This is a genomic window from Pseudomonas sp. NPDC087804 (genome assembly GCF_044742965.1).
In the GTDB taxonomy this organism is placed as follows: domain Bacteria; phylum Pseudomonadota; class Gammaproteobacteria; order Pseudomonadales; family Pseudomonadaceae; genus Aquipseudomonas; species Aquipseudomonas rustica.
The window spans coordinates 139,155-160,150 of sequence record NZ_JBIUVN010000004.1; the positions used below are offsets into that span (position 1 = coordinate 139,155).

17 protein-coding genes are annotated in these 20,996 nt (G+C 59.9%); 9 read left to right on the forward strand and 8 right to left on the reverse strand.

Annotation, left to right across the window (positions count from 1 at the left end):
- Positions 1 to 160 precede the first annotated feature (160 nt).
- Positions 161 to 856 (forward strand): HAD-IA family hydrolase, encoded by a 696-nt coding sequence (locus ACIOMO_RS10565; RefSeq protein WP_282353079.1) that lies wholly within the window; start codon positions 161 to 163, stop codon positions 854 to 856.
- Positions 857 to 930: 74 nt separating this feature from the next.
- Here ACIOMO_RS10565 and ACIOMO_RS10570 read toward each other — a convergent pair whose 3' ends face one another.
- A complete protein-coding gene (locus ACIOMO_RS10570) occupies positions 931 to 1,677 on the reverse strand; it encodes a 3-oxoacyl-ACP reductase family protein (protein WP_053116857.1) in 747 nt (248 codons plus the stop codon).
- A gap of 127 nt (positions 1,678 to 1,804) precedes the next feature.
- Here ACIOMO_RS10570 and ACIOMO_RS10575 point away from each other — a divergent pair, with 127 nt between their 5' ends.
- Entirely contained in the window at positions 1,805 to 2,731 is a 927-nt protein-coding gene (locus ACIOMO_RS10575; RefSeq protein WP_212544322.1) for a LysR family transcriptional regulator, read from the forward strand.
- A gap of 104 nt (positions 2,732 to 2,835) precedes the next feature.
- Here ACIOMO_RS10575 and ACIOMO_RS10580 read toward each other — a convergent pair whose 3' ends face one another.
- The 3 genes from ACIOMO_RS10580 to ACIOMO_RS10590 form a co-directional block, all read right to left on the reverse strand.
- The gene (locus ACIOMO_RS10580) at positions 2,836 to 3,564 is read right to left on the reverse strand and encodes an aspartate/glutamate racemase family protein (RefSeq protein WP_401240461.1); all 729 of its coding nucleotides are present in this window, start codon (positions 3,562 to 3,564) and stop codon (positions 2,836 to 2,838) included.
- Between the two features lie 55 nt (positions 3,565 to 3,619).
- On the reverse strand, positions 3,620 to 5,158 hold the full coding sequence (locus tag ACIOMO_RS10585; protein ID WP_401240463.1) for an NCS1 family nucleobase:cation symporter-1: 1,539 nt from the start codon (positions 5,156 to 5,158) through the stop codon (positions 3,620 to 3,622).
- A gap of 517 nt (positions 5,159 to 5,675) precedes the next feature.
- A complete protein-coding gene (locus ACIOMO_RS10590) occupies positions 5,676 to 6,416 on the reverse strand; it encodes a phosphoadenylyl-sulfate reductase (RefSeq protein WP_401240466.1) in 741 nt (246 codons plus the stop codon).
- A 164-nt stretch (positions 6,417 to 6,580) separates the two neighbouring features.
- Here ACIOMO_RS10590 and thrH point away from each other — a divergent pair, with 164 nt between their 5' ends.
- Complete coding sequence (thrH, locus tag ACIOMO_RS10595; RefSeq protein ID WP_401240469.1) at positions 6,581 to 7,198, forward strand: bifunctional phosphoserine phosphatase/homoserine phosphotransferase ThrH; 618 nt, start codon at positions 6,581 to 6,583, stop codon at positions 7,196 to 7,198.
- A gap of 128 nt (positions 7,199 to 7,326) precedes the next feature.
- Here the strand turns inward: thrH and pabB are convergent, their stop codons facing one another.
- The 4 genes from pabB to ACIOMO_RS10615 form a co-directional block, all read right to left on the reverse strand.
- A complete protein-coding gene (gene pabB, locus ACIOMO_RS10600) occupies positions 7,327 to 8,670 on the reverse strand; it encodes an aminodeoxychorismate synthase component I (RefSeq protein ID WP_401240472.1) in 1,344 nt (447 codons plus the stop codon).
- Between the two features lie 269 nt (positions 8,671 to 8,939).
- Positions 8,940 to 9,926, reverse strand: coding sequence for an alpha-L-glutamate ligase-like protein (locus ACIOMO_RS10605; RefSeq protein WP_053116864.1), 987 nt, complete (start codon positions 9,924 to 9,926; stop codon positions 8,940 to 8,942).
- A complete protein-coding gene (locus ACIOMO_RS10610; protein WP_159815415.1) occupies positions 9,926 to 11,461 on the reverse strand; it encodes an inactive transglutaminase family protein in 1,536 nt (511 codons plus the stop codon). The genes ACIOMO_RS10605 and ACIOMO_RS10610 overlap by 1 nt, the downstream gene beginning before the upstream one ends.
- Positions 11,462 to 11,466: 5 nt before the next feature.
- Positions 11,467 to 12,003: an ATP-dependent zinc protease gene (locus ACIOMO_RS10615; protein ID WP_053116866.1), complete on the reverse strand. Its 537-nt coding sequence runs from the start codon at positions 12,001 to 12,003 to the stop codon at positions 11,467 to 11,469.
- Between the two features lie 347 nt (positions 12,004 to 12,350).
- Here ACIOMO_RS10615 and ACIOMO_RS10620 point away from each other — a divergent pair, with 347 nt between their 5' ends.
- The 6 genes from ACIOMO_RS10620 to prpD all read left to right on the forward strand — a co-directional run bounded on the left by ACIOMO_RS10620 (position 12,351) and on the right by prpD (position 20,907).
- On the forward strand, positions 12,351 to 13,073 hold the full coding sequence (locus tag ACIOMO_RS10620; protein WP_172680069.1) for a GntR family transcriptional regulator: 723 nt from the start codon (positions 12,351 to 12,353) through the stop codon (positions 13,071 to 13,073).
- Positions 13,070 to 13,960, forward strand: a complete 891-nt coding sequence (prpB, locus tag ACIOMO_RS10625; protein WP_007916432.1) for a methylisocitrate lyase — start codon at positions 13,070 to 13,072, stop codon at positions 13,958 to 13,960. The genes ACIOMO_RS10620 and prpB overlap by 4 nt, the downstream gene beginning before the upstream one ends.
- A gap of 96 nt (positions 13,961 to 14,056) precedes the next feature.
- A complete protein-coding gene (gene prpC, locus ACIOMO_RS10630) occupies positions 14,057 to 15,184 on the forward strand; it encodes a 2-methylcitrate synthase (RefSeq protein WP_401240476.1) in 1,128 nt (375 codons plus the stop codon).
- 198 nt (positions 15,185 to 15,382) lie between these two features.
- On the forward strand, positions 15,383 to 17,977 hold the full coding sequence (acnD, locus tag ACIOMO_RS10635; RefSeq protein ID WP_401240479.1) for a Fe/S-dependent 2-methylisocitrate dehydratase AcnD: 2,595 nt from the start codon (positions 15,383 to 15,385) through the stop codon (positions 17,975 to 17,977).
- Between the two features lie 54 nt (positions 17,978 to 18,031).
- Positions 18,032 to 19,222 carry a 2-methylaconitate cis-trans isomerase PrpF gene (gene prpF / locus ACIOMO_RS10640; RefSeq protein ID WP_401240481.1) on the forward strand — a complete coding sequence of 397 codons (1,191 nt, stop codon included), beginning with the start codon at positions 18,032 to 18,034 and terminating at the stop codon, positions 19,220 to 19,222.
- Positions 19,223 to 19,422: 200 nt separating this feature from the next.
- Positions 19,423 to 20,907 carry a 2-methylcitrate dehydratase gene (gene prpD, locus ACIOMO_RS10645; RefSeq protein ID WP_401240484.1) on the forward strand — a complete coding sequence of 495 codons (1,485 nt, stop codon included), beginning with the start codon at positions 19,423 to 19,425 and terminating at the stop codon, positions 20,905 to 20,907.
- Positions 20,908 to 20,996 lie beyond the last annotated feature (89 nt).

A 20,996-nucleotide genomic window follows, 5' to 3' on the forward strand; every position in this document is an offset into this window, starting at 1 on the left:
CTGTAGGACGTTTCGCTAAATATTCGCGAGTAGTTCATCGGCGCAACAGACATTGCCCGTTGCTCAATGTCTGTCGCGCTCGTTATGCTGCTGAACCCTTTAATCAGATCCGAGCAGCGGCGCGATGCCGCCTGGGATGTCTTTGAAAACGGATCCGATGATGAATGCAGCGCTGAAGGCGTTCGGCCCGATCAAGGCCGTGATTTTCGATATGGACGGTTTGTTGCTCGACACCGAGGGTATTTACACCGAGGTCACGTCGCTGATTGCCCAGCGCTACGGGCGCACCTTCGACTGGAGCGTCAAACAGAACATCATCGGTCGCGGTGCCAACGATCTGGCCAATTACGTGGTGCAGGCGCTGGATCTGCCGATCACCGCCGAAGAGTTCTTGGAGATCCGCGAGCCGTTGATGCGTGAGCGTTTCCCGAAAGCGCAGGCGATGCCGGGCGCCGAGGAGCTGATTCGGCACCTCAAGGCGCACAACATTCCGATCGCCGTGGGCACCAGTTCATCGCGTCAATCGTTTGGCCAGAAAACCACGCTGCACCGCGACTGGTTTGCGCTGTTCGACTTCATTGTTACCGCAGACGACCCGGAAGTCGGCGCGGCGAAACCGGCGCCGGATATTTTCCTCACCGCCGCGCGACGTCTGGGCGTCGCGCCTGAGGATTGTCTGGTGTTCGAGGATTCGCCGTTTGGCGTGACTGCAGCGAAAGCCGCAGGCATGACCGCGATTGCGATTCCGGACGCCGCCATGGCCGATGAAAAGTACGCACACGCGGACGGGATTCTTCGTACGTTGAAAGCCTTCACCCCGAGTGCTTGCGGTTTGCCGGCGCTGGAATGGGCGTAAACGCTTGAGACAAAAAAACGCCGTCGCTCTGTGAAAAGAGCGGCGGCGTTTTTCGTTACGGCGACTTGGAAATATCAGGCGCCAAAACCACCGTCGATGGTCAGGCTGGCACCGGTGATGTAACCGGCTTCCGGGCCTGCCAGGTAGGCGACGAAGCTGGCGATTTCTTCGGCTTTACCGTAGCGGCCGACGGCCATCAGCGGGATCAGGCTTTCGGCGAAATCGCCGTGCGCCGGGTTCATGTCGGTGTCGACCGGGCCAGGTTGCACGTTGTTGACGGTGATGCCGCGTGGGCCGAGATCGCGGGCCAGGCCTTTGGTCAGACCGACCAGTGCCGACTTGCTCATCGCATACACGCCGCCACCGGCGAAGGGCATGCGGTCGGCGTTGGTGCTACCGATGTTGATGATGCGCGCGCCTTCGCCCATGTGTTTGGCGGCTTCTTGCGAAGCGATGAACACGCTGCGAATGTTGATCGCCACGGTCTGGTCGAAGTCTTCCAGTTTGAAGTCTTCCAGCGGTGCGACGGCCAGCACACCGGCGTTGTTGACCAGAATATCGACGCGGCCAAACGCTTCGACGGTGGCGCTAACGGCGTGGCGGATGGCGGCGGCGTCGGCGCTGTCGGCCTTGATCGCCAAGGCTTTGCCACCGTTGGCGGTGATGCTGTTTTGCAACTCTTCGGCTTTGGCGGTGGAGCTGACGTAAGTGAAGGCTACTGCGGCGCCTTCAGCGGCCAGACGTTTGACGATGGCAGCGCCGATACCGCGGGAACCGCCTTGAATCAGAGCGACTTTACCGCTGAGGTGTTGAGTGGTCATGTTCGATCTCCAGAGTGTTCAAGGCGGGAATGCCTTGGTATTGGTGGCGAGTATCGACTTGGTATCGACAACTGTGTAGACCATGATTGCTATAGTCTGTGTAAACCAGAAGTTTATAGTGGTGATCATGGAAACCTTCAGCAGCATCGAATGCTTCGTGCGCAGTGCCGAGGTCGGCAGCTTTGCCGAGGCTGCACGGCGCTTGAGTCTGACCCCGGCGGCCGTTGGCAAAAGTGTTGCCAAACTTGAGGTGCGGCTCGGTGTGCGGCTGTTCCAGCGTAGTACACGCAGCCTGACGCTGACCGAGGCCGGGCAGCTGTTTTTGAATCAGGTCAGCGGCAGCCTGACCACCATTCAGAATGCCGTGGCCAATCTGTCCAGTGTCGAAGGGCTGCCGGCGGGAACGCTGAAAGTCAGCATGGGCGCCGCGTTTGGTTGTTTGCACATCGTGCCGATGCTCGGTGAGTTTTTGCAGCGATATCCAGCGATCAGTCCGGACTGGCATTTCGATAATCGCCAGGTTGATCTGATCGGGCAGGGGTTTGATGCGGCCATTGGTGGCGGCTTCGATCTGCCACAAGGGGTGATCGCACGCAAGTTGAGCCCGGCGCACCGGGTTCTGGTGGCATCTGCCGACTATCTACAGGCCAATCCCGAAATCACCGAGCCGGACGATCTCAGCCATCACGACGGGATTCTGATCCGTTCGCCGCAAACCGGACGCGTGCGTTCCTGGCAGTTGACCGGGCGCGATCCGCAGAACTGTCGGCCATTGATGCTCAAGGCGCGCATGACCCTGAGCGATTCCGAAGCCGCGTGCGCAACGGCGGCGCAAGGGTTGGGGATCGCGTTGGTGAGCATGCCATTTGCGGTGGGGTATCTGGAATCGGGTAGGTTGCAGCGGGTGTTGCCGGAGTGGTTTGTTGATGATGGCAATATTTCGATCTACTACGCCGAGCATAAATTGTTGCCGGGGAAGACACGGGCGTTTGTGGATTTTTTGATTGAGCAGTTTGCGGAGCGGGGGTTGGTGCGGCGGTTTAGTGCTATTTGAGTAAGGCATCTGACCGAGGTGCGGCCATCGCGAGCAGGCTCACTCCTACATTGGAATGCGCCCCCTGTAGGAGTGAGCTTGCTCGCGATGAACGATAACGCGGTCTACCGGGCAAACCGCCCCGGCCAGCCAATAATGTTCTTCGGCCGCGGCTTCGCGTAAGTCCGCACCTTCGACGTCGACAACCCCAACCGCACCAGCGATTCCGCAATCGTCACCGCCGCCGTCACGCCATCCACCACCGGCACGCCGGTACGACGACGAATCTGCTCATCCAGCCCGGCCATGCCGCCGCAACCCAGGCAAATCACCTCGGCCTTATCCTGCGTCACCGCCAGTTCGGCCTGATGCACGATCGCTTCCAGCGCACGCTGCGGTTCGTGTTCCAGCTCCAGAACCGCCAAACCACTGGCTCGCACCGAAGCGCAACGATCCCACAGCCCCGACAATTTCAGCCGATCCTCGATCAACGGCACGGTGCGATCCAGCGTCGTCACCACCGAATACGCGTGGCCCAAAAACATCGCGGTGCTCGCCGCCGCGTCGGTGATGTCCACCACCGGCACGTTGAGCAATTCCTGCAAACCTTCGCGACCATGTTCGCCATAACCGGCCTGAATCACCGCGTCGAACGGTTGGTCGTAGGCCATCACCCGATCCATCACGGCAATCGCGGCGAGGTAGCTTTCGAAGTTGCCTTCAATCGAGTCGGCGCCGAAAAACGGCGTCAAGCCAACGATCTCGGTACCCGGTGACGCGACGGCCTGCGCCGAGCGGGCGATGGCTTGGGTGATGGACTCGGTGGTGTTGACGTTGACCACGAGAATACGCATGGGAAATCCTTATAGCGGGCAGTTCTGCGGCCCGACATCCGGGCCGCGAGGGAAATTAATGGCAGACGTTGTCGACCGCGATCGACTCGCCGCTGACGTCGGCGTAGTGCGCTTCGCGTTTGGCGATGATCAGGTAGAGCATTCCGGCGATGCCGGCACCGATCAGCCAGGAGAACGGCGAGACGCTGTGGAAACCCGGCACCAGCGCCAGCACGATGGCGATCAGCGCCGCTGGAATGAACGCGGCAACGGCGCGCAGGTTGATGCCACGGCTGTAGTAATAAGCGCCGTTCGGGTCTTCGCTGTAGAGCTGCGGCACGTTGACCCGGCCTTTGCGGATCAGCCAGTAGTCGACCATGATCACCCCGTACAACGGGCCGAGCAGGGCGCCGAGGCCGGACAGGAAATACACGATCACCAGCGGGCTGTTGTAGAGATTCCACGGCAGGATGAGCACGGCGATGGTCGCGCTGATCAGCCCGGCGCGGCGGAAGGTCAGGTATTTCGGCGCCAGGTTACTGAGCACGAAAGCCGGGGCGACGAAGTTGGCCATGATGTTCACCGCCACGGTGACGATCAGGAAGGCCAGGCAACCCAGCACCAAAAAGAACGTGTTGGGAATCGACGCGATAATTTCCGTCGGGCTTTCGATGATTCGGCCATTGATCTGAAATTGCGCGCCACAGAGCAGCACGGTAATCGCAGCGAACACCAGAATATTCACCGGCAAACCCCAGAAGTTTCCTACCTTGATGGTCTTGCGGCATGGCGAAGAGCGAGCGAAGTCACAGAAATTGAGGATCAACGTGCCGTAGATCGCCAGCCACAATGCGCCGCCGGCAAAGATGTTGCGCCACATCTCGCCACCGGTCAGCGGATCGCGGGTCGACCAGGCGATGGTCGCGTTGGCCTGGAAGTACATCCATGCGGCGAGGGCGGCGACGGTCAGCAGAATCACCGGCCCGGCGAACGCCTCGTAACGACGCACCATTTCCATGCCGTAGGCGAGAATCGCCAGTTGCACGAACCAGATCGCCACGAACGATGCCCAGCCCAGCGTCGACAGCCCGAGAATCGAGTTGTGGTCGTATTCGGCGAAACCGGGATGCACTGCCGTGAGCAGCACTCGTAGGACTACTGACGCCAGATACGTCTGAATGCCGAACCAGGCGATGGCGATAACCGCCCGGATCAATGCAGGAATTTGCGCACCGTGAATGCCGAAACTGATCCGGCTGATTACCGGAAACGGCACCCCGGTTTTCTGCCCCATGTAACCGGACAGGTTCATGAAGAAGTACACCAGCGCCGCGCCGATCCCCAGCGACAGCAAAATCTGCCAGCCACCCAGGCCCAACGCGTACAAGCCGATGGCGAAGGAATAGTTGGCGATGTTGTGCACGTCGTTCGTCCACAGGGCGAAGATGCTGTATTTGCCCCAGCGTCGACCTTCGGCCTTGGTCGGCGCGAGGTCGCTGTTATGCAGGCGGGGGCTCAGTTGTAACGGTTCGGCCAGACCGTCGTAGGACGACGGTTGATCGAGGGCAGAGGCGGGCAGATTCAGCGCGATGTTATTGGAGAGACTTGTACGCATTCCGGCAGGCTCCTGATGTTCAGCGCCGCGATGACTGTGCTTAAGCCACAAATCTTCGTCGTGGCAGTGAAACATCACTGGTTACGGGGCATCTGCAGCCTGTACGGGATAGGGCGCTTCAGGCTTGCGGATCGAAAGTGTGTTTATGTTTTGCAGTTTTGTATACAAAACATGTATGCACTAAAGCCAGATTTGTGCCAGTTACTGATCTATCGACAGCGTTGCTCATTTCGAAAAGTTATCGATGAGCGCTAAGTCACTGAAATGTGGTGATTAAAAATTGACCGTTTGAACAGGTATTTATTTTCGGCGGGGGATTTGGGCGGGGAGCAAAAGCGTGGGGATTTCGGAGGGGATGTAACCTTTCAGGGCGCGGAAACAAAAAAGTGCACACACAAATGGCACCGATGGTGACATTCGTGTGTACACATTTTTTCAAGATCAAAAGATCGCAGCCTGCGGCAGCTCCTACATGGGAATGCGGTCACCTGTAGGAGCTGCCGCAGGCTGCGATCTTTTAGCTGTTGGACTTACTGAGGATATTCCCCGCATGCAGCCCACACTCTTTCTGCGTCGCTTCTTCCCACCACCAGCGCCCTTCGCGCTCGTGCTGATTTGGCAGGACAGGGCGGGTGCACGGTTCGCAGCCGATGCTGATGAAACCGCGTTCATGCAGGCTGTTGTACGGCAGCTCGAGCATGCGGATGTAACCCCAGATCTCTTCGCTGGTCATCTGCGCCAGCGGGTTGAACTTGTACAGGGTGCGTTCCGGAGTAGAGAACGCCGTGTCGATTTCCATCGCTGCCACGGCACTGCGCGTGCCCGGGCTCTGGTCGCGGCGCTGGCCGGTGGCCCAGGCTTTGACGTCTGACAGCTTGCGGCGCAGCGGTTCGATCTTACGGATGCCGCAGCATTCGCCGTGGCCGTCCTTGTAGAAACTGAACAGGCCTTTTTCCTTCACGAACGGTTCCAGTTTCGTGTAGTCCGGCGACACCAGCTCGATGTCGATCTTGTAGTGCTCGCGCACTTGATCGATGAAGCGGTAGGTCTCCGGGTGCAGGCGGCCGGTGTCGAGGCTGAACACCTTGACGTTCTTGTTGAGCTTCCAGGCCATGTCCACCAGCACCACATCCTCGGCGCCGCTGAAAGATATCCACAGGTCATCACCGAACTCGGCAAAGGCGAGTTTGAGAATGTCTTGCGCGGATTTGTTGGCATAGGTCGTGGCGAGTTCCACGACGTCGAACGTTGCACTCATCAGGGCGGCTTCCTACAGGTCGGTGGCGCTGGGCGCTCTATATGGGGCCGATGGTAACAAAAAGCTGCGCGGCTCGGGGCGCGCTGTGCGTTGCGCGAGTGGATTTGAGTCGCTAGAGTTCGGCCTCGCTCGACTCAAATAATCAATACAAACGGGAGTGTCTTGTGGAAATTGCTTGCCTGGATCTTGAAGGGGTGTTGGTGCCGGAAATCTGGATCGCCTTCGCTGAAAAAACCGGAATCGACTCCCTCATGGCCACCACCCGGGACATTCCCGATTACGACGTGCTGATGAAGCAGCGTCTGCGCATCCTCGATGAGCACGGCTTGAAGCTGTCGGACATTCAGGAAGTGATCGCCACGCTGAAGCCGCTGGACGGCGCGGTGGAGTTCGTCAACTGGCTGCGCGAGCGCTTTCAGGTGGTGATTCTGTCGGACACGTTTTATGAGTTCTCGCAGCCGCTGATGCGTCAGTTGGGCTTCCCGACGTTGCTGTGCCATCGTCTGATTACTGACGAAACCGGGCGGGTGACCAGCTATCAGTTGCGTCAGAAAGATCCGAAGCGTCAGTCGGTGCTGGCGTTCAAGAGCCTGTATTACCGGGTGATTGCGGCGGGGGATTCGTATAACGATACGACGATGCTGGGTGAGGCGGATGCGGGGATTTTGTTCCATGCGCCGGAGAATGTGATTCGCGAGTTTCCGCAGTTTCCGGCGGTGCATACCTTTGCTGAGTTGAAGCAGGAATTCCTAAAAGCCTCCAACCGCGACCTCAGCCTGTAAGCCTGGCTAAATGATCGTTCCCACGCTCTGCGTGGGAATGCCTCAACGGACGCTCCGCGTTCGGCTTTGGATGGGACGCCGAGCGTCCCGGGCTGCGTTCCCACGCAGAGCGTGGGAACGATCATTACTCAGAGTTTTTGCAGGGTTTCGAGGAGGATTCTGACTTTGGTGATCGACTCCTGATACTCAGCCTGCCAGTCCGAATCCGCAACAATCCCGCCACCGCCCCAGCAGCACACCTGCCCATCCTTGACCAACAGACTGCGAATCGCGATGGAGCTGTCCATCTCGCCGCGCACGTCCAGGTACAGCAACGAACCGCAATACAACCCGCGCCGGGTCGGCTCCAGCTCATCAATGATCTGCATCGCACGAATTTTCGGCGCGCCGGTGATCGAGCCGCCGGGGAAGCTGCCGGCGATCAAATCCAGTGCGTCGCGATCATCCGCCAATTCGCCGGTGACGCTGCTGACCAGGTGATGCACGTTCGGATAGCTTTCCAGACTGAACAATTCCGGTACCCGCACCGAGCCGATGCGGCAAGTGCGGCCGAGGTCGTTGCGCAGCAGGTCAACGATCATCAGGTTTTCCGCACGATCCTTGGGGCTGGCCAGCAGTTCGGCGGCGTTGGCGGCATCTTCGGCTGGGGTCAGGCCTCGGGGGCGGGTGCCTTTGATTGGGCGGGTTTCCACTTGGCGCTGGCTGACTTTGACGAAGCGCTCCGGCGACAGGCTTAACACCGCGCCACCGTCGGGCAGGCTCTGGAAACCGGAGAACGGCGTCGGGCAGGCTTCGCGCAATGCGCAATAGGCCAGCCACGGGTCGCCTTGGCACTCAGCACGGAAGCGTTGAGCGAAGTTGACCTGATAGCAATCGCCGGCCTGGATGTAATGTTGAATGCGTTCGAAGGCCTGACGATAATCGTCGGCCGAGAGGTCGGCGACCATCGGGTCGTTGAGCTTGAACGGGGTTAAAGCACTAACGACTGGCTGCGTGAACAACAAAATCAGCCGCTGTTGCTCGCTGTCGATCACGGACGGGTGAAAGACCAATTGGCTGGTTGACGTCTGGTGATCGCTGATCAGCGCCCAGTCGTACAGGCCGAAACGTGCGTCAGGCAATTGCAGATCATCGCGGGCCTGGCTTGGCAGGTTTTCCAGATGCCGGCCGAAGTCGTAGCTGAGGTAACCGATCAAGCCGCCGGCGAATGGCAGTTCGTATTCATCAGGCAATAACGCCTCGCCCAGGCGACTAAGGTTGTCGCGCAACCGCTGGAGGAAATGACTGCCACTCTCGTCCGGTAACACCGCCAGTTGTTCCAGCGGCCAGGCGCTGAGCAGGTCATAACGGCCACGGTCGGCACTCGGCCGGCCGCTGTCGAGCAGCACGGCGCCGGGCGCGTGGCGGATGGCCGCGAAATAGTCGGCAGGATTGGCGCGGTAGGGCAGCGGGTGTACGGAACAGGTCAACATGGGCGGGGCAGATCGGCCGTTGAGGCGGGGTGGGGATTGTAGTCCTCTCCGATGTCAGATCAAAGTCAAAAGCCACCCCCTCACCCCAGCCCTCCAGAAACGTCGGACCGCCCCCAAGGGGGCGAGGGGAAAGGGAGCAGATCGGGGTTTTACTGATCGTTCCCACGCTCTGCGTGGTAACGCCGCCATGGACGCTCTGCGTCCACTGTGACGCGGAGCGTCACGGGATGCATTCCCACGCAGAGCGTGGGAACGATCATCGGGGGAGATCAGCCTTCGACGGCGGGAATATGCCCAAACATTTCCTGAGTAAACGCCACTCGCTCTTCAGCCGTCTCGACCACCCCACGCGCCTTCAGCTCTTCCAGCCGCGCCTCAACCGCATGGGTACGCAACGTCAGCCCACAGTCGTTAGCGATCTGAATATTCAACCCGGGCCGCGCATTCAGCTCCAGAATCAGCGGGCCTTTCTCCTGATCCAGCACCATATCAACGCCGATATACCCCAACCCGCACAGCTCATAACAGCCGGCCGCGAGTTTCATGAAACCGTCCCAGTAGGGCAGTTGCACGCCGTCCACCGCGTTGGTGGTGTCGGGGTGTTTGGTGATGATGTTGTTCAGCCAGGTGCCGCGCAACGTCAGACCCGTCGCCAGATCGACACCGACGCCAATCGCGCCCTGGTGCAGGTTGGCCTTGCCGCCGGATTGCCGGGTCGGCAAACGCAGCATCGCCATCACCGGATAACCCATCAGCACAATGATGCGGATGTCCGGCACACCTTCATAACTGATGCTTTTGAAGATCTGATCCGGGGTCACCCGATATTCGATCAGCGCGCGGTCGCGGTGGCCGCCCAGCGAGTACAAACCGGTGAGAATGCTCGAGATGTGGTGCTCAAGCTCCTCGTGGTCAACAATCTTGCCCGACACCGTGCGATAACGGCCTTCGAAACGGTCGGCGACGACGATGATGCCGTCACCGCCAGCGCCCTGCGCCGGCTTGATCACGAAGTCGCTGCGCCCGCCGATGATCTCGCCGAGCTTGTCGATTTCCTTCTCGGTGGAAATCACGCCATACAATTCCGGCACGTGGATGCCGGCCTCGATTGCGCGTTCCTTGGTGATGATTTTGTCATCGACGATCGGGTACAGGCTGCGCTTGTTGTACTTGAGCACGTAGTCGGCGTTACGCCGATTGATGCCCATGATGCCGCGCGCTTCCAGCGCCTTCCAGGTCTTCCAGAAACCGAACATCAGGCGTCAGCCTTCTTCAGGAAAGCCTTGAAGCGCACCAGTTCGGTCAGGCGGTAGCCGCGATAACGACCCATCGCCAGCATGAAGCCGACCAGAATCAGCAGGATCGCCGGGAAGGTGAACACGAAGTACACCAGCTCCGGCACGGTCATGATCAGGTGCGCCAGGGACGCCGCGAACAGCGTGCCGATCGCAACTTTCATCGCATGGCTGGCGCCGCGTTCTTCCCAGGTGATCGACAGGCGTTCGATGGTCATGGTCAGAATCACCATCGGGAACAGCGCCACCGACAGACCACGTTCCAGACCGAGTTTATGGCTGAACAGACTGATCGCCGCGATCAACACCACGACAAAGGTCAGCACCACCGAGAGTCGCGGCAGCATTTGCAGCTTCAGGTGTTCCAGATAGGAACGTAATGACAGCCCCAGCGCCGTGATCACGGTAAACAGCAGAATGCCGAAGCCCAGTTGCGTCTCGCGGAAGGCGAGGGCGATCAGTACCGGGGTGAATGTGCCGAGGGTTTGCAGGCCGATCAGGTTGCGCAGGATCAGGATCACCAGCACGCCGATCGGGATCATCACCATGATCATGAAGGTCTGCTGGGTCTGCAGCGGCAAGCCGTACAGCGAGTATTCGAGGAAGTTGGCGTCGGTATTCTCGTCGGTCAGCTTGGCCAGACGAATTGCGTTCATCTCGCTGTTGTTCAGGCTGAAGGTCACATTGGCTTTCTTGCCGCCGTCGACGGTGATCAGGTTTTCATCGCCGGTCCACCACAGCAGGCGGTCGGTCGGCAGGCCTTGCTCGCCGGTTTCCGGGTTGAAATACAGCCAATCGTTGCCGTTGAAGCTGCGCAGCCACAGTTCGGGCATTTGCGGTTGATCAGCGACGAGGCGGATGGTGTGGACTTTTTCCACGGGTACGTGGGCGATGGACAGCAGCAGTTCGACGATTTTGGCTTTGTGCGCAGTCGACGGATCGCCGGCCAGCAGCAGTTTCACGTTGTCGTCGTTGAGGTTGTTGACGCGTTTGATCGCTTCGCCGATGAAGGTTTCAACATCAGCCGAGTGTTGGCGGATCGGCGCGAGCAGGGCCTCGGCAGCGATTTTTTCCGGGCCTTCGATGGCGATGCTGTCGCGGAAAGTCGGGCCTTTGACCTTGGATTTTTCCGCGGTGTAACGCTTGGTCAGCACCAGACGGTAATAAAGGGTCTGGTTGCCCTTGGCGCGACGTGCCGACCAGGTGACCTTGCGGTTGCCGTCGACACGGTTCACCGCGACGCCGTAGTTATTGGAAATAAAACTCTCATTGAGGCTGACGTAATCGCGGCTCAGCGGCGGTACGAACATCTGGATCTTCACCGGATCCTTGGTGCTGGCGACGAACTCGACTTTGGCGTCGATGTTCCACAAGTCGTCGGTAGCATCTTCGGTCACCGGGATGCCGAGTACGAAAATCTGATAGGCCGTAACCGAAACGCCCAGTAACACCAAAATGGTGATCAGGATTTTCAGGTGGAAGGTTAGAGAACGCATGGAAATTACTCGGCGGTATGAGCGGCGATGGTGCAGGCGGGTTTGCCGGCAGCGTATTTAAGACTGGGGTCGACCAGCGCGTCGAAGCGTTTCAACGCTTCGGAGCCGATCAAAAGCGGGTATTGGAACGCACTTCGGTCGGTCAGGTTCACTTCGATGCTGCGCATCGCCGTACCCATGCAGATATCCAGCTCGATTACCGGACGGGCGGTGTACTTCTTGCCTTCTTCCGGGTCGTAGTCGCCGGCGCGGCGTTTGATTTTGCTGACGCGGGCCAGTGGCCGTTCGATCGGGTGCGAATGCGCGGCGTCGATCGCCAGGTAGAAACGTACCCAGGACTCACCGTTGCGTTTAAAGCGTTTGATGTCGCGGGCGCTCAGCGAGGCGGTTTTCGCGCCGGTGTCGAGTTTGGCCGCGACTTCGAGATTGATGCCGTCAAGCGAAGCGTATTCGTTGAGGCCGTACACGGTTTTTTCCCCCGCGGCGGCGAGGCCGGGCAGGCAAAACAGGGCAAAGAATGTGGGAAAAGGCTTGAGTCTCATAAATCCTGGTGCGCAGCGTTCCGTGGTCGGTTCAGGTGCCTGGCAAGACTTGCGCAAGCGCCTGCGTGTGCCTGGCAGCTTTTTATGACAAGCCGTACAAATGGCCAGCAAATGCGGGCGGCATTCTAGCACGGTGGTTTTATGGCGCCAGCGCTGGGGGCGGTCTATACAAGATCCAAAGATCGCAGCCTGCGGCAGCTCCTACACTGATCCCTGTAGGAGCTGCCCAAGGCTGCGATCTTTTAAGGTTATTAGACGATTGTCGACAATACCCATTTATCCTTTGACTGATTCGGCTGAATTAGCTAGTTTTTGCCGCATTGGATTTAAAGGTGTCGACAATCATGCTGGATCAACTCGATCCCCCGGTCATCAACGGTGACGATTCCGAGACGCTCTCGGAAAACGTCTTCCGGCGTATTCAGGCGGCCATCGTCAAAGGCGAGATCGCCCCGGGCAGCAAAATCTCCGAGCCGGAACTGGCGCGCACTTACGGCATCAGCCGTGGACCATTGCGTGAGGCGATTCACCGACTCGAAGGCCAGCGCCTGTTGGTGCGCGTCCCGCATGTCGGCGCGCGCGTGGTCTCGCTCAATCATGCCGAGCTGATCGAACTCTACGAAATCCGCGAATCCCTCGAAGGCATGGCCTGCCGTCTAGCGGCCGAACGCATGAGCGTCGAAGAAATCGACGAACTGCGCCGGGTGCTGGAAACCCACGAGCGCGACGCCGCGTTTCAGGCCGGCGTCGGCTACTACCAGCAAGAAGGCGATTTCGACTTTCACTACCGGATCATTCAGGGCAGCGGCAACCGCACGCTGACCCAAATGCTCTGCGGCGAGCTGTATCAACTGGTGCGCATGTACCGCATCCAGTTTTCCACCACGCCGAACCGCCCACGCCAGGCCTTTGCCGAACACCACCGGATTCTCGATGCCATCGCCGACCGTGACGGCGAGCTCGCGGAATTGTTGATGCGCCGCCACATCGGCGCCTCGAAACGCAACATCGCCCGTCATTACCAGGACGGCGCCCACAATAAGACAGCCACTGAACGAGGTGAGTCATGAGTTCCAAGCACAGCACTCCAGGCCAGCGTTTCCGCGATGCGGTCGCCAGCGAGCATCCATTGCAAGTGGTCGGCGCGATCAACGCCAACCACGCGCTGCTGGCCAAGCGCGCCGGTTTCAAGGCGATCTACCTGTCCGGTGGCGGAGTGGCCGCAGGCTCGCTCGGCGTGCCGGATCTGGGCATCACCGGTCTGGATGACGTGCTCACCGACGTGCGCCGCATCACCGACGTTTGCGATCTGCCGCTGTTGGTCGATGTCGACACCGGTTTCGGCTCATCGGCGTTCAACGTCGCGCGCACGGTGAAGTCGATGATCAAGTTCGGCGCGGCAGCGATTCACATCGAGGATCAGGTGGGCGCCAAGCGCTGTGGCCACCGTCCTAATAAAGAGATCGTCAGTCAGCAGGAAATGGTCGACCGCATCAAAGCCGCCGTTGATGCGCGCACCGATGACAGCTTTGTGATCATGGCGCGTACCGATGCGCTGGCGGTGGAAGGTCTGGAATCGGCACTGGATCGCGCTGCCGCGTGCATCGAGGCTGGCGCTGACATGATCTTTCCGGAAGCCATCACCGAGCTGGAGATGTACAAACTGTTCGCCAACCGCGTGAAAGCGCCGATTCTGGCCAACATCACCGAGTTCGGCTCGACGCCGCTGTACACCACCGAGCAACTGGCTGGCGCCGATGTGTCGCTGGTGCTGTATCCGCTGTCGGCGTTCCGCGCGATGAACAAGGCGGCGGAAAACGTCTACACGGCGATCCGCCGCGATGGCACGCAGCAGAATGTCATCGACACCATGCAGACTCGCATGGAGCTTTACGATCGTATTGATTACCACACGTTCGAGCAGAAGCTCGATGCGTTGTTTGCTGCGAAGAAATAAAGATCAAAAGATCGCAGCCTGCGGCAGCTCCTACAGTGCAACGAGGCTGCGATCTTTTCGCCACACTCCCTAACAAATTCAAGATTGGAGATAGAAATGGCCGAAGCAAAAGTACTCAGTGGCGCCGGGCTCCGTGGCCAGGTTGCCGGGCAAACCGCACTGTCCACCGTGGGCCAGGCCGGTGCCGGGCTGACCTATCGCGGCTACGACGTGCGCGAACTGGCAGCCGATGCGCAATTTGAAGAAGTCGCGTACCTGCTGCTCTACGGCGAACTGCCAACCCAGGCGCAACTCGACGAATACCAAGGCAAGCTGAGCAAGCTGCGCGACCTGCCGCAAGCGCTGAAAGAAGTCCTCGAACGCATCCCCGCCGACGCCCACCCGATGGACGTGATGCGCACCGGTTGCTCGTTCCTCGGCAACATAGAGCCAGAGAAAGACTTCTCCGAGCAACGCGACAAGACCGACCGTTTGCTCGCCGCATTCCCGGCGATCATGTGCTACTGGTATCGCTTCAGCCACGACGGCAAGCGCATCCACTGCGTGAGCAGCGAGCCAACCATCGGCGGCCACTTCCTGCACCTGCTGCACGACAAAAAGCCGAGCGAACTGCACGTTAAAGTGATGAACGTGTCGCTGATCCTCTACGCCGAGCACGAATTCAACGCCTCGACCTTCACCGCCCGCGTTTGCGCCTCGACGCTGTCCGATCTGTATTCCTGCGTGACCGCCGCCATCGGTTCGCTGCGCGGTCCGTTGCATGGCGGCGCCAACGAAGCGGCGATGGAAATGATCGAACGCTTCTCGTCGCCGGAAGACGCGATCAAAGGCACCCTCGGCATGCTCGAGCGCAAAGACAAGATCATGGGCTTCGGCCACGCGATCTATAAGGACAGCGACCCGCGCAACGAAGTGATCAAAGGCTGGGCGAAGCAGCTGGCTGATGAAGTCGGCGACAAGGTGCTGTTTCCGGTTTCCGAGGCCATCGACAAGACCATGTGGGAGCAGAAAAAACTCTTCCCGAACGCCGATTTCTACCATGCCTCGGCGTACCACTTCATGGGCATTCCAACCAAGCTGTTCACGCCGATCTTCGTCTGCTCGCGCCTGACCGGCTGGGCCGCGCACGTGTTCGAACAGCGCGCCAACAACCGCATCATCCGCCCAAGCGCCGAGTACATCGGCGTCGAACAGCGCAAGTTCGTGCCAATCGAACGTCGCTGAATGGTGAGCTGACCCGGAACCAGAGAGCACCGCTAGACCCTGTGGGAGCGAGCCTGCTCGCGAAGACGGACTGACATCCAGCATGGATGTCGACTGATCTACCGCTTTCGCGAGCAGGCTCGCTGCCACAGTGGACGGTGTGTAACTCAGGTTTCTGGCATCACCCTTTGAAATTACCGTGACCCGAGTCCTGACCCGATGAACACAGAATTCCGCAAAACCCTGCCCGGCAGCCCTCTGGATTATTTCGACGCCCGCGCGGCGGTCGAAGCGATTCAGCCCGGCAGTTACGACACCCTGCCGTACACCTCCCGCGTGCTGGCGGAAAACCTCGTGCGTCGCTGCGACCCGGCCACGCTCACCGATTCCCTCAAGCAACTGATCGAACGCAAACGCGACCTCGATTTCCCGTGGTTTCCGGCCCGTGTGGTCTGTCACGACATTCTCGGCCAGACCGCGCTGGTCGACCTCGCTGGCCTGCGCGACGCGATCGCGTTGCAGGGTGGTGACCCGGCGCAAGTCAACCCGGTAGTGCCGACGCAACTGATCGTCGACCACTCGCTGGCCGTCGAGGCCGGTGGTTTCGATGCGCAGGCGTTCGAGAAAAACCGCGCCATCGAAGACCGGCGCAACGAAGACCGCTTCCACTTCATCAACTGGACGAAAAAGGCCTTCAAGAACGTCGACGTGATCCCGCCGGGCAACGGCATCATGCACCAGATCAACCTGGAGAAAATGTCGCCGGTGATCCAGGTGCGTGAAGGCGTGGCGTTCCCCGACACCTGCGTTGGCACCGACAGCCACACGCCGCACGTTGATGCCTTGGGCGTGATCGCCATCGGTGTCGGCGGCCTCGAAGCCGAAAGCGTGATGCTCGGCCGCGCGTCGTGGATGCGCCTGCCGGAAAGCGTCGGTGTTGAACTGACCGGCAAGCTGCAACCGGGCATCACCGCCACCGACATGGTGCTGGCGCTGACCGAATACCTGCGCAAACAAAAGGTCGTTGGCGCATGGCTGGAGTTCTTCGGTGAAGGCGCCGCTGCGCTGACCCTCGGCGACCGCGCAACCATCTCCAACATGGCCCCGGAATACGGCGCCACCGCAGCGATGTTCTACATCGATCAGCAGACCATCGATTACCTGAAACTCACCGGTCGTGAAGACCAGCAAGTGCAGCTCGTCGAGCAATACGCCAAGCTGACCGGCCTGTGGGCAGACAGCCTGAAAGGCGCGCAATACGAGCGCGGCCTGACTTTCGATCTGTCTTCGGTGGTGCGCAACATGGCCGGTCCGAGCAACCCGCACGCCCGCGTCGCGACCTCGGATCTGGCAGCCAAAGGCATCTCCGGTCAGTGGGAAGACGTCCCCGGGCAAATGCCTGACGGCGCGGTGATCATCGCCGCCATCACCAGTTGCACCAACACCAGCAACCCGCGCAACGTCATCGCCGCTGGCCTGATCGCGCGCAACGCCAACAAGCTCGGCCTGACCCGCAAGCCGTGGGTGAAATCCTCGCTGGCGCCGGGTTCGAAAACCGTTGCGCTGTATCTCGACGAAGCAGGGCTGACCACTGAACTGGAGCAGCTCGGTTTCGGCGTCGTCGCCTTCGCCTGCACCACATGCAATGGCATGTCCGGCGCGCTCGATCCGGTGATCCAGCAAGAGATTATCGACCGCGATCTGTATGCGACTGCGGTGCTCTCGGGCAACCGCAACTTCGACGGCCGCATCCACCCGTACGCCAAGCAAGCGTTCCTCGCGTCGCCGCCGCTGGTGGTCGCTTACGCCATCGCCGGGACCATCCGTTTCGATATCGAAAAAGATGTGTTGGGCGTGGTCGACGGCAAGGAAATCCGCCTGAAAGACATCTGGCCAAGCGACGAAGAAATCGACGCCGTGGTGAAGTCTTCGGTCAAGCCTGAGCAGTTCCGTCAGGTCTACATTCCGATGTTCGCCGTCCACGAAGACACCGGCCCGAAAGTCACGCCGCTGTACGACTGGCGCGAGATGAGCACCTACATTCGCCGTCCGCCGTACTGGGAAGGCGCACTGGCCGGCGCACGTCCGCTCAAGGGCATGCGCCCGCTGGCGGTGCTGCCCGACAACATCACCACCGATCACCTGTCGCCTTCGAACGCGATCATGCTCGACAGCGCCGCTGGCGAATACCTGGCGAAAATGGGCCTGCCGGAAGAGGACTTCAACTCCTACGCAACGCACCGTGGCGACCACCTGACCGCGCAGCGCGCGACCTTCGCCAACCCGAAACTGTTCAACGAAATGGTCGTGGAAAACGGCAAGGTCAAACAGGGTTCGCTGGCGCGGGTCGAGCCGGAAGGCAAGGTCATGCGCATGTGGGAAGCCATCGAAACTTACATGGAGCGCAAACAGCCACTGATCATCATCGCCGGCGCCGATTACGGTCAGGGTTCGTCCCGCGACTGGGCGGCGAAAGGCGTGCGTCTGGCCGGTGTCGAGGCGATTGCCGCTGAAGGTTTCGAACGCATTCACCGCACTAACCTGGTGGGCATGGGCGTGCTGCCGCTGGAGTTCAAAGCAGGCACCGACCGTCACACCCTGGCCATCGACGGCAGCGAAACCTACGACGTGATCGGCGAGCGCAAGCCGCGCGCGGATCTGACGCTGGTGATCCATCGCAAGAACGGCGAGCGTGTTGATGTGCCGGTGACTTGCCGTCTGGATACCGCTGAAGAAGTGTCGATCTACGAGGCCGGCGGCGTGTTGCAACGTTTCGCTCAGGACTTCCTTGAAGAGTCGGCGGTTGCCGTTTAAATCTACTGATGCAGGCGTGAGATCTCGGTCTCACGCCTGTGGATAAGGAGCACCATGGCTCACGCACCACAAATAAAGATCCCCGCCACCTACATGCGCGGCGGCACCAGCAAAGGCGTGTTTTTCAGCCTCAAGGATTTGCCCGAAGCGGCGCAGATTCCCGGGCCGGTTCGCGACGCTCTGCTGCTGCGCGTGATCGGCAGCCCCGACCCGTACGACAAGCAAATCGACGGCATGGGCGGCGCCACTTCAAGCACCAGCAAAACCGTGATCCTGTCGAAAAGCCTCAAGGCTGATCACGATGTCGATTACCTGTTCGGTCAGGTCTCCATCGACAAGCCATTCGTCGACTGGAGCGGCAACTGCGGCAACCTCTCGGCAGCGGTCGGTTCGTTCGCCATCAGCAATGGCTTGGTTGAGGCCAGCCGCATTCCGCACAACGGTGTTGCAGTGGTGCGCGTGTGGCAGGCCAACATCGGCAAGACGATCATCGCCCACGTGCCGATCACCAACGGCGAAGTGCAGGAAACCGGTGATTTCGAACTCGACGGCGTGACCTTTCCGGCCGCTGAAGTGCAGGTTGAATTCATGGATCCGGCGGCGGAAGAAGAGGGCGGTGGTGGCTCGATGTTCCCCACCGGCAACCTGATCGATGAGCTGGAAGTGCCGGTTGTCGGCACGTTCAAAGCGACGATGATCAACGCCGGCATCCCGACGATTTTCGTCAACGCCGAAGACATTGGCTACACCGGCACCGAGTTGCAAGGCGCGATCAACAGCGATCCGAAAGCGCTGCAAATGTTCGAGACGATTCGTGCGTATGGCGCGCTGCGCATGGGCCTGATTGCCAATCTGGATGAAGCGGCGAAACGGCAACACACGCCGAAAGTCGCGTTTGTTGCCAAGCCTGCGGATTATGTGGCTTCCAGTGGCAAGGCGATTGGCGCTGGTGATGTCGATTTGCTGGTGCGCGCGTTGTCGATGGGCAAGTTGCACCACGCGATGATGGGCACGGCGGCGGTGGCGATTGGTACGGCGGCGGCCATTTCCGGCACCTTGGTGAACCTCGCGGCGGGCGGCGTTGAACGCAATGCCGTGCGCTTCGGGCATCCGTCCGGGACGTTGCGGGTTGGTGCTGAAGCCAGTCTGGAAAACGGCGAGTGGATTGTGAAAAAAGCCATCATGAGCCGCAGTGCTCGGGTGCTGATGGAAGGCTACGTCCGCGTCCCGGGCGATTCCTTCTGACCCAACACCGGACGCCACCCTGGATTGCTTCGCCCTGTAGGAGCTGCCGAAGGCTGCGATCTTTTGATCTTGTTTTTGAAGGTCAAGATCAAAAGATCGCAGCCTTCGGCAGCTCCTACAGGGATTGCATTTCAACAATAAGAAATTGTTAGCCCTGAACCGAGGTCCCATCAACGAACCACTTCAAGAGTGAATCGAACATGAGCGCCAACGTCGACCTGAACAACCGCCCCGACTACGACCGTGTCCTGCAGGACATCGCCGACTACGTCCTCACCTTCAAAGCCGAATCCACCGAAGCCCTCGACACCGCCCGCAACTGCCTGATGGACACGTTAGGCTGCGGCCTGCTCGCACTGCGTTTTCCCGAATGCTCCAAACACCTCGGCCCGATCGTCGAAGGCACCGTCGTGCCGTTTGGCGCGCGCGTCCCCGGCACTTCCTATCGTCTCGACCCGGTCAAAGCCGCGTGGGACATCGGTTGCATCGTTCGCTGGCTCGACTACAACGACACCTGGCTCGCCGCCGAGTGGGGCCATCCATCCGACAACCTCGGTGCGATTCTCGCGGTGGCCGATCATCTCTCGCAAAAACGCGTGGCCAACGCTGAAGCGCCACTGACGATCCGCGATGTGCTCGAAGCGATGATCATGGCCCACGAGATTCAAGGCGTGATCGCCCTGGAAAACTCCTTCAACCGCGTAGGACTTGATCACGTCATTCTGGTGAAAGTCGCCTCCACCGCCGTCACCGCCAAACTGATGGGCGCCAATCGCGAACAACTGTTGTCGGCGTTGTCCCACGCTTTCGCCGACGGCCAAGCGCTGCGCACTTATCGTCATGCGCCAAACGCCGGCTCGCGAAAATCCTGGGCGGCGGGGGATGCGTCGAGTCGTGGCGTGCGCCTGGCCGACATCGCCATGCGCGGCGAGATGGGCATTCCCGGCGTGCTGACGGCAAAACAGTGGGGCTTTTATGAGGTGCTGTTCAGCCACAGCAACAACGATCTGGCGCTGAAACCGGAAGAAAAACGCGCTTTCAGTTTCTCGCGCGCGTTCGGCAGTTACGTGATGGAAAACGTCCTGTTCAAGATCAGCTTCCCCGCCGAATTTCATGCGCAAACGGCCTGCGAAGCGGCGGTGACCCTGCACCCGCAAGTGCGCAATCGTCTGCATGAAATCGACCGCATCGTCATCACCACTCACGAATCGGCGATCCGCATCATTTCCAAAGTCGGGCCGCTGGCCAATGCTGCTGACCGTGACCACTGCATCCAGTACATGACCGCCGTGCCGCTGGCGTTCGGCAATCTGGTCGCCGAGCAATACGAAGACGATTTCCACAAGGCGCACCCGATCATCGATGTGCTGCGCGAGAAAATGGTCATCGTCGAAGAGCCGCGTTTCACCCGCGAATACCTGGAGCCTGACAAGCGCTCGATTGCCAACGCCGTGCAGGTGTTTTTCAAGGATGGCAGCAGCAGCGAAAACGTCGTCGTGGAATACCCGATCGGGCATCGTCGCCGCCGCGCCGAGGGCATTCCGTTGCTCGAAGAAAAATTCAAAGCCAATCTGGCCACGCGTTTTACCGGTCAGCGCAGCGGCGAGATCTTCGCACTGTGTAAGGATCCAACCCGACTCGAGTCCACCCCGGTAAATCGCTTCGTCGACCTGTTCGTGATCTGAAGGTACAAACACGCTCCCTGTAGGAGCTGCCGCAGGCTGCGATCTTTTGATCTTTGTTTTTAAGGTCAAGATCAAAAGATCGCAGCCTG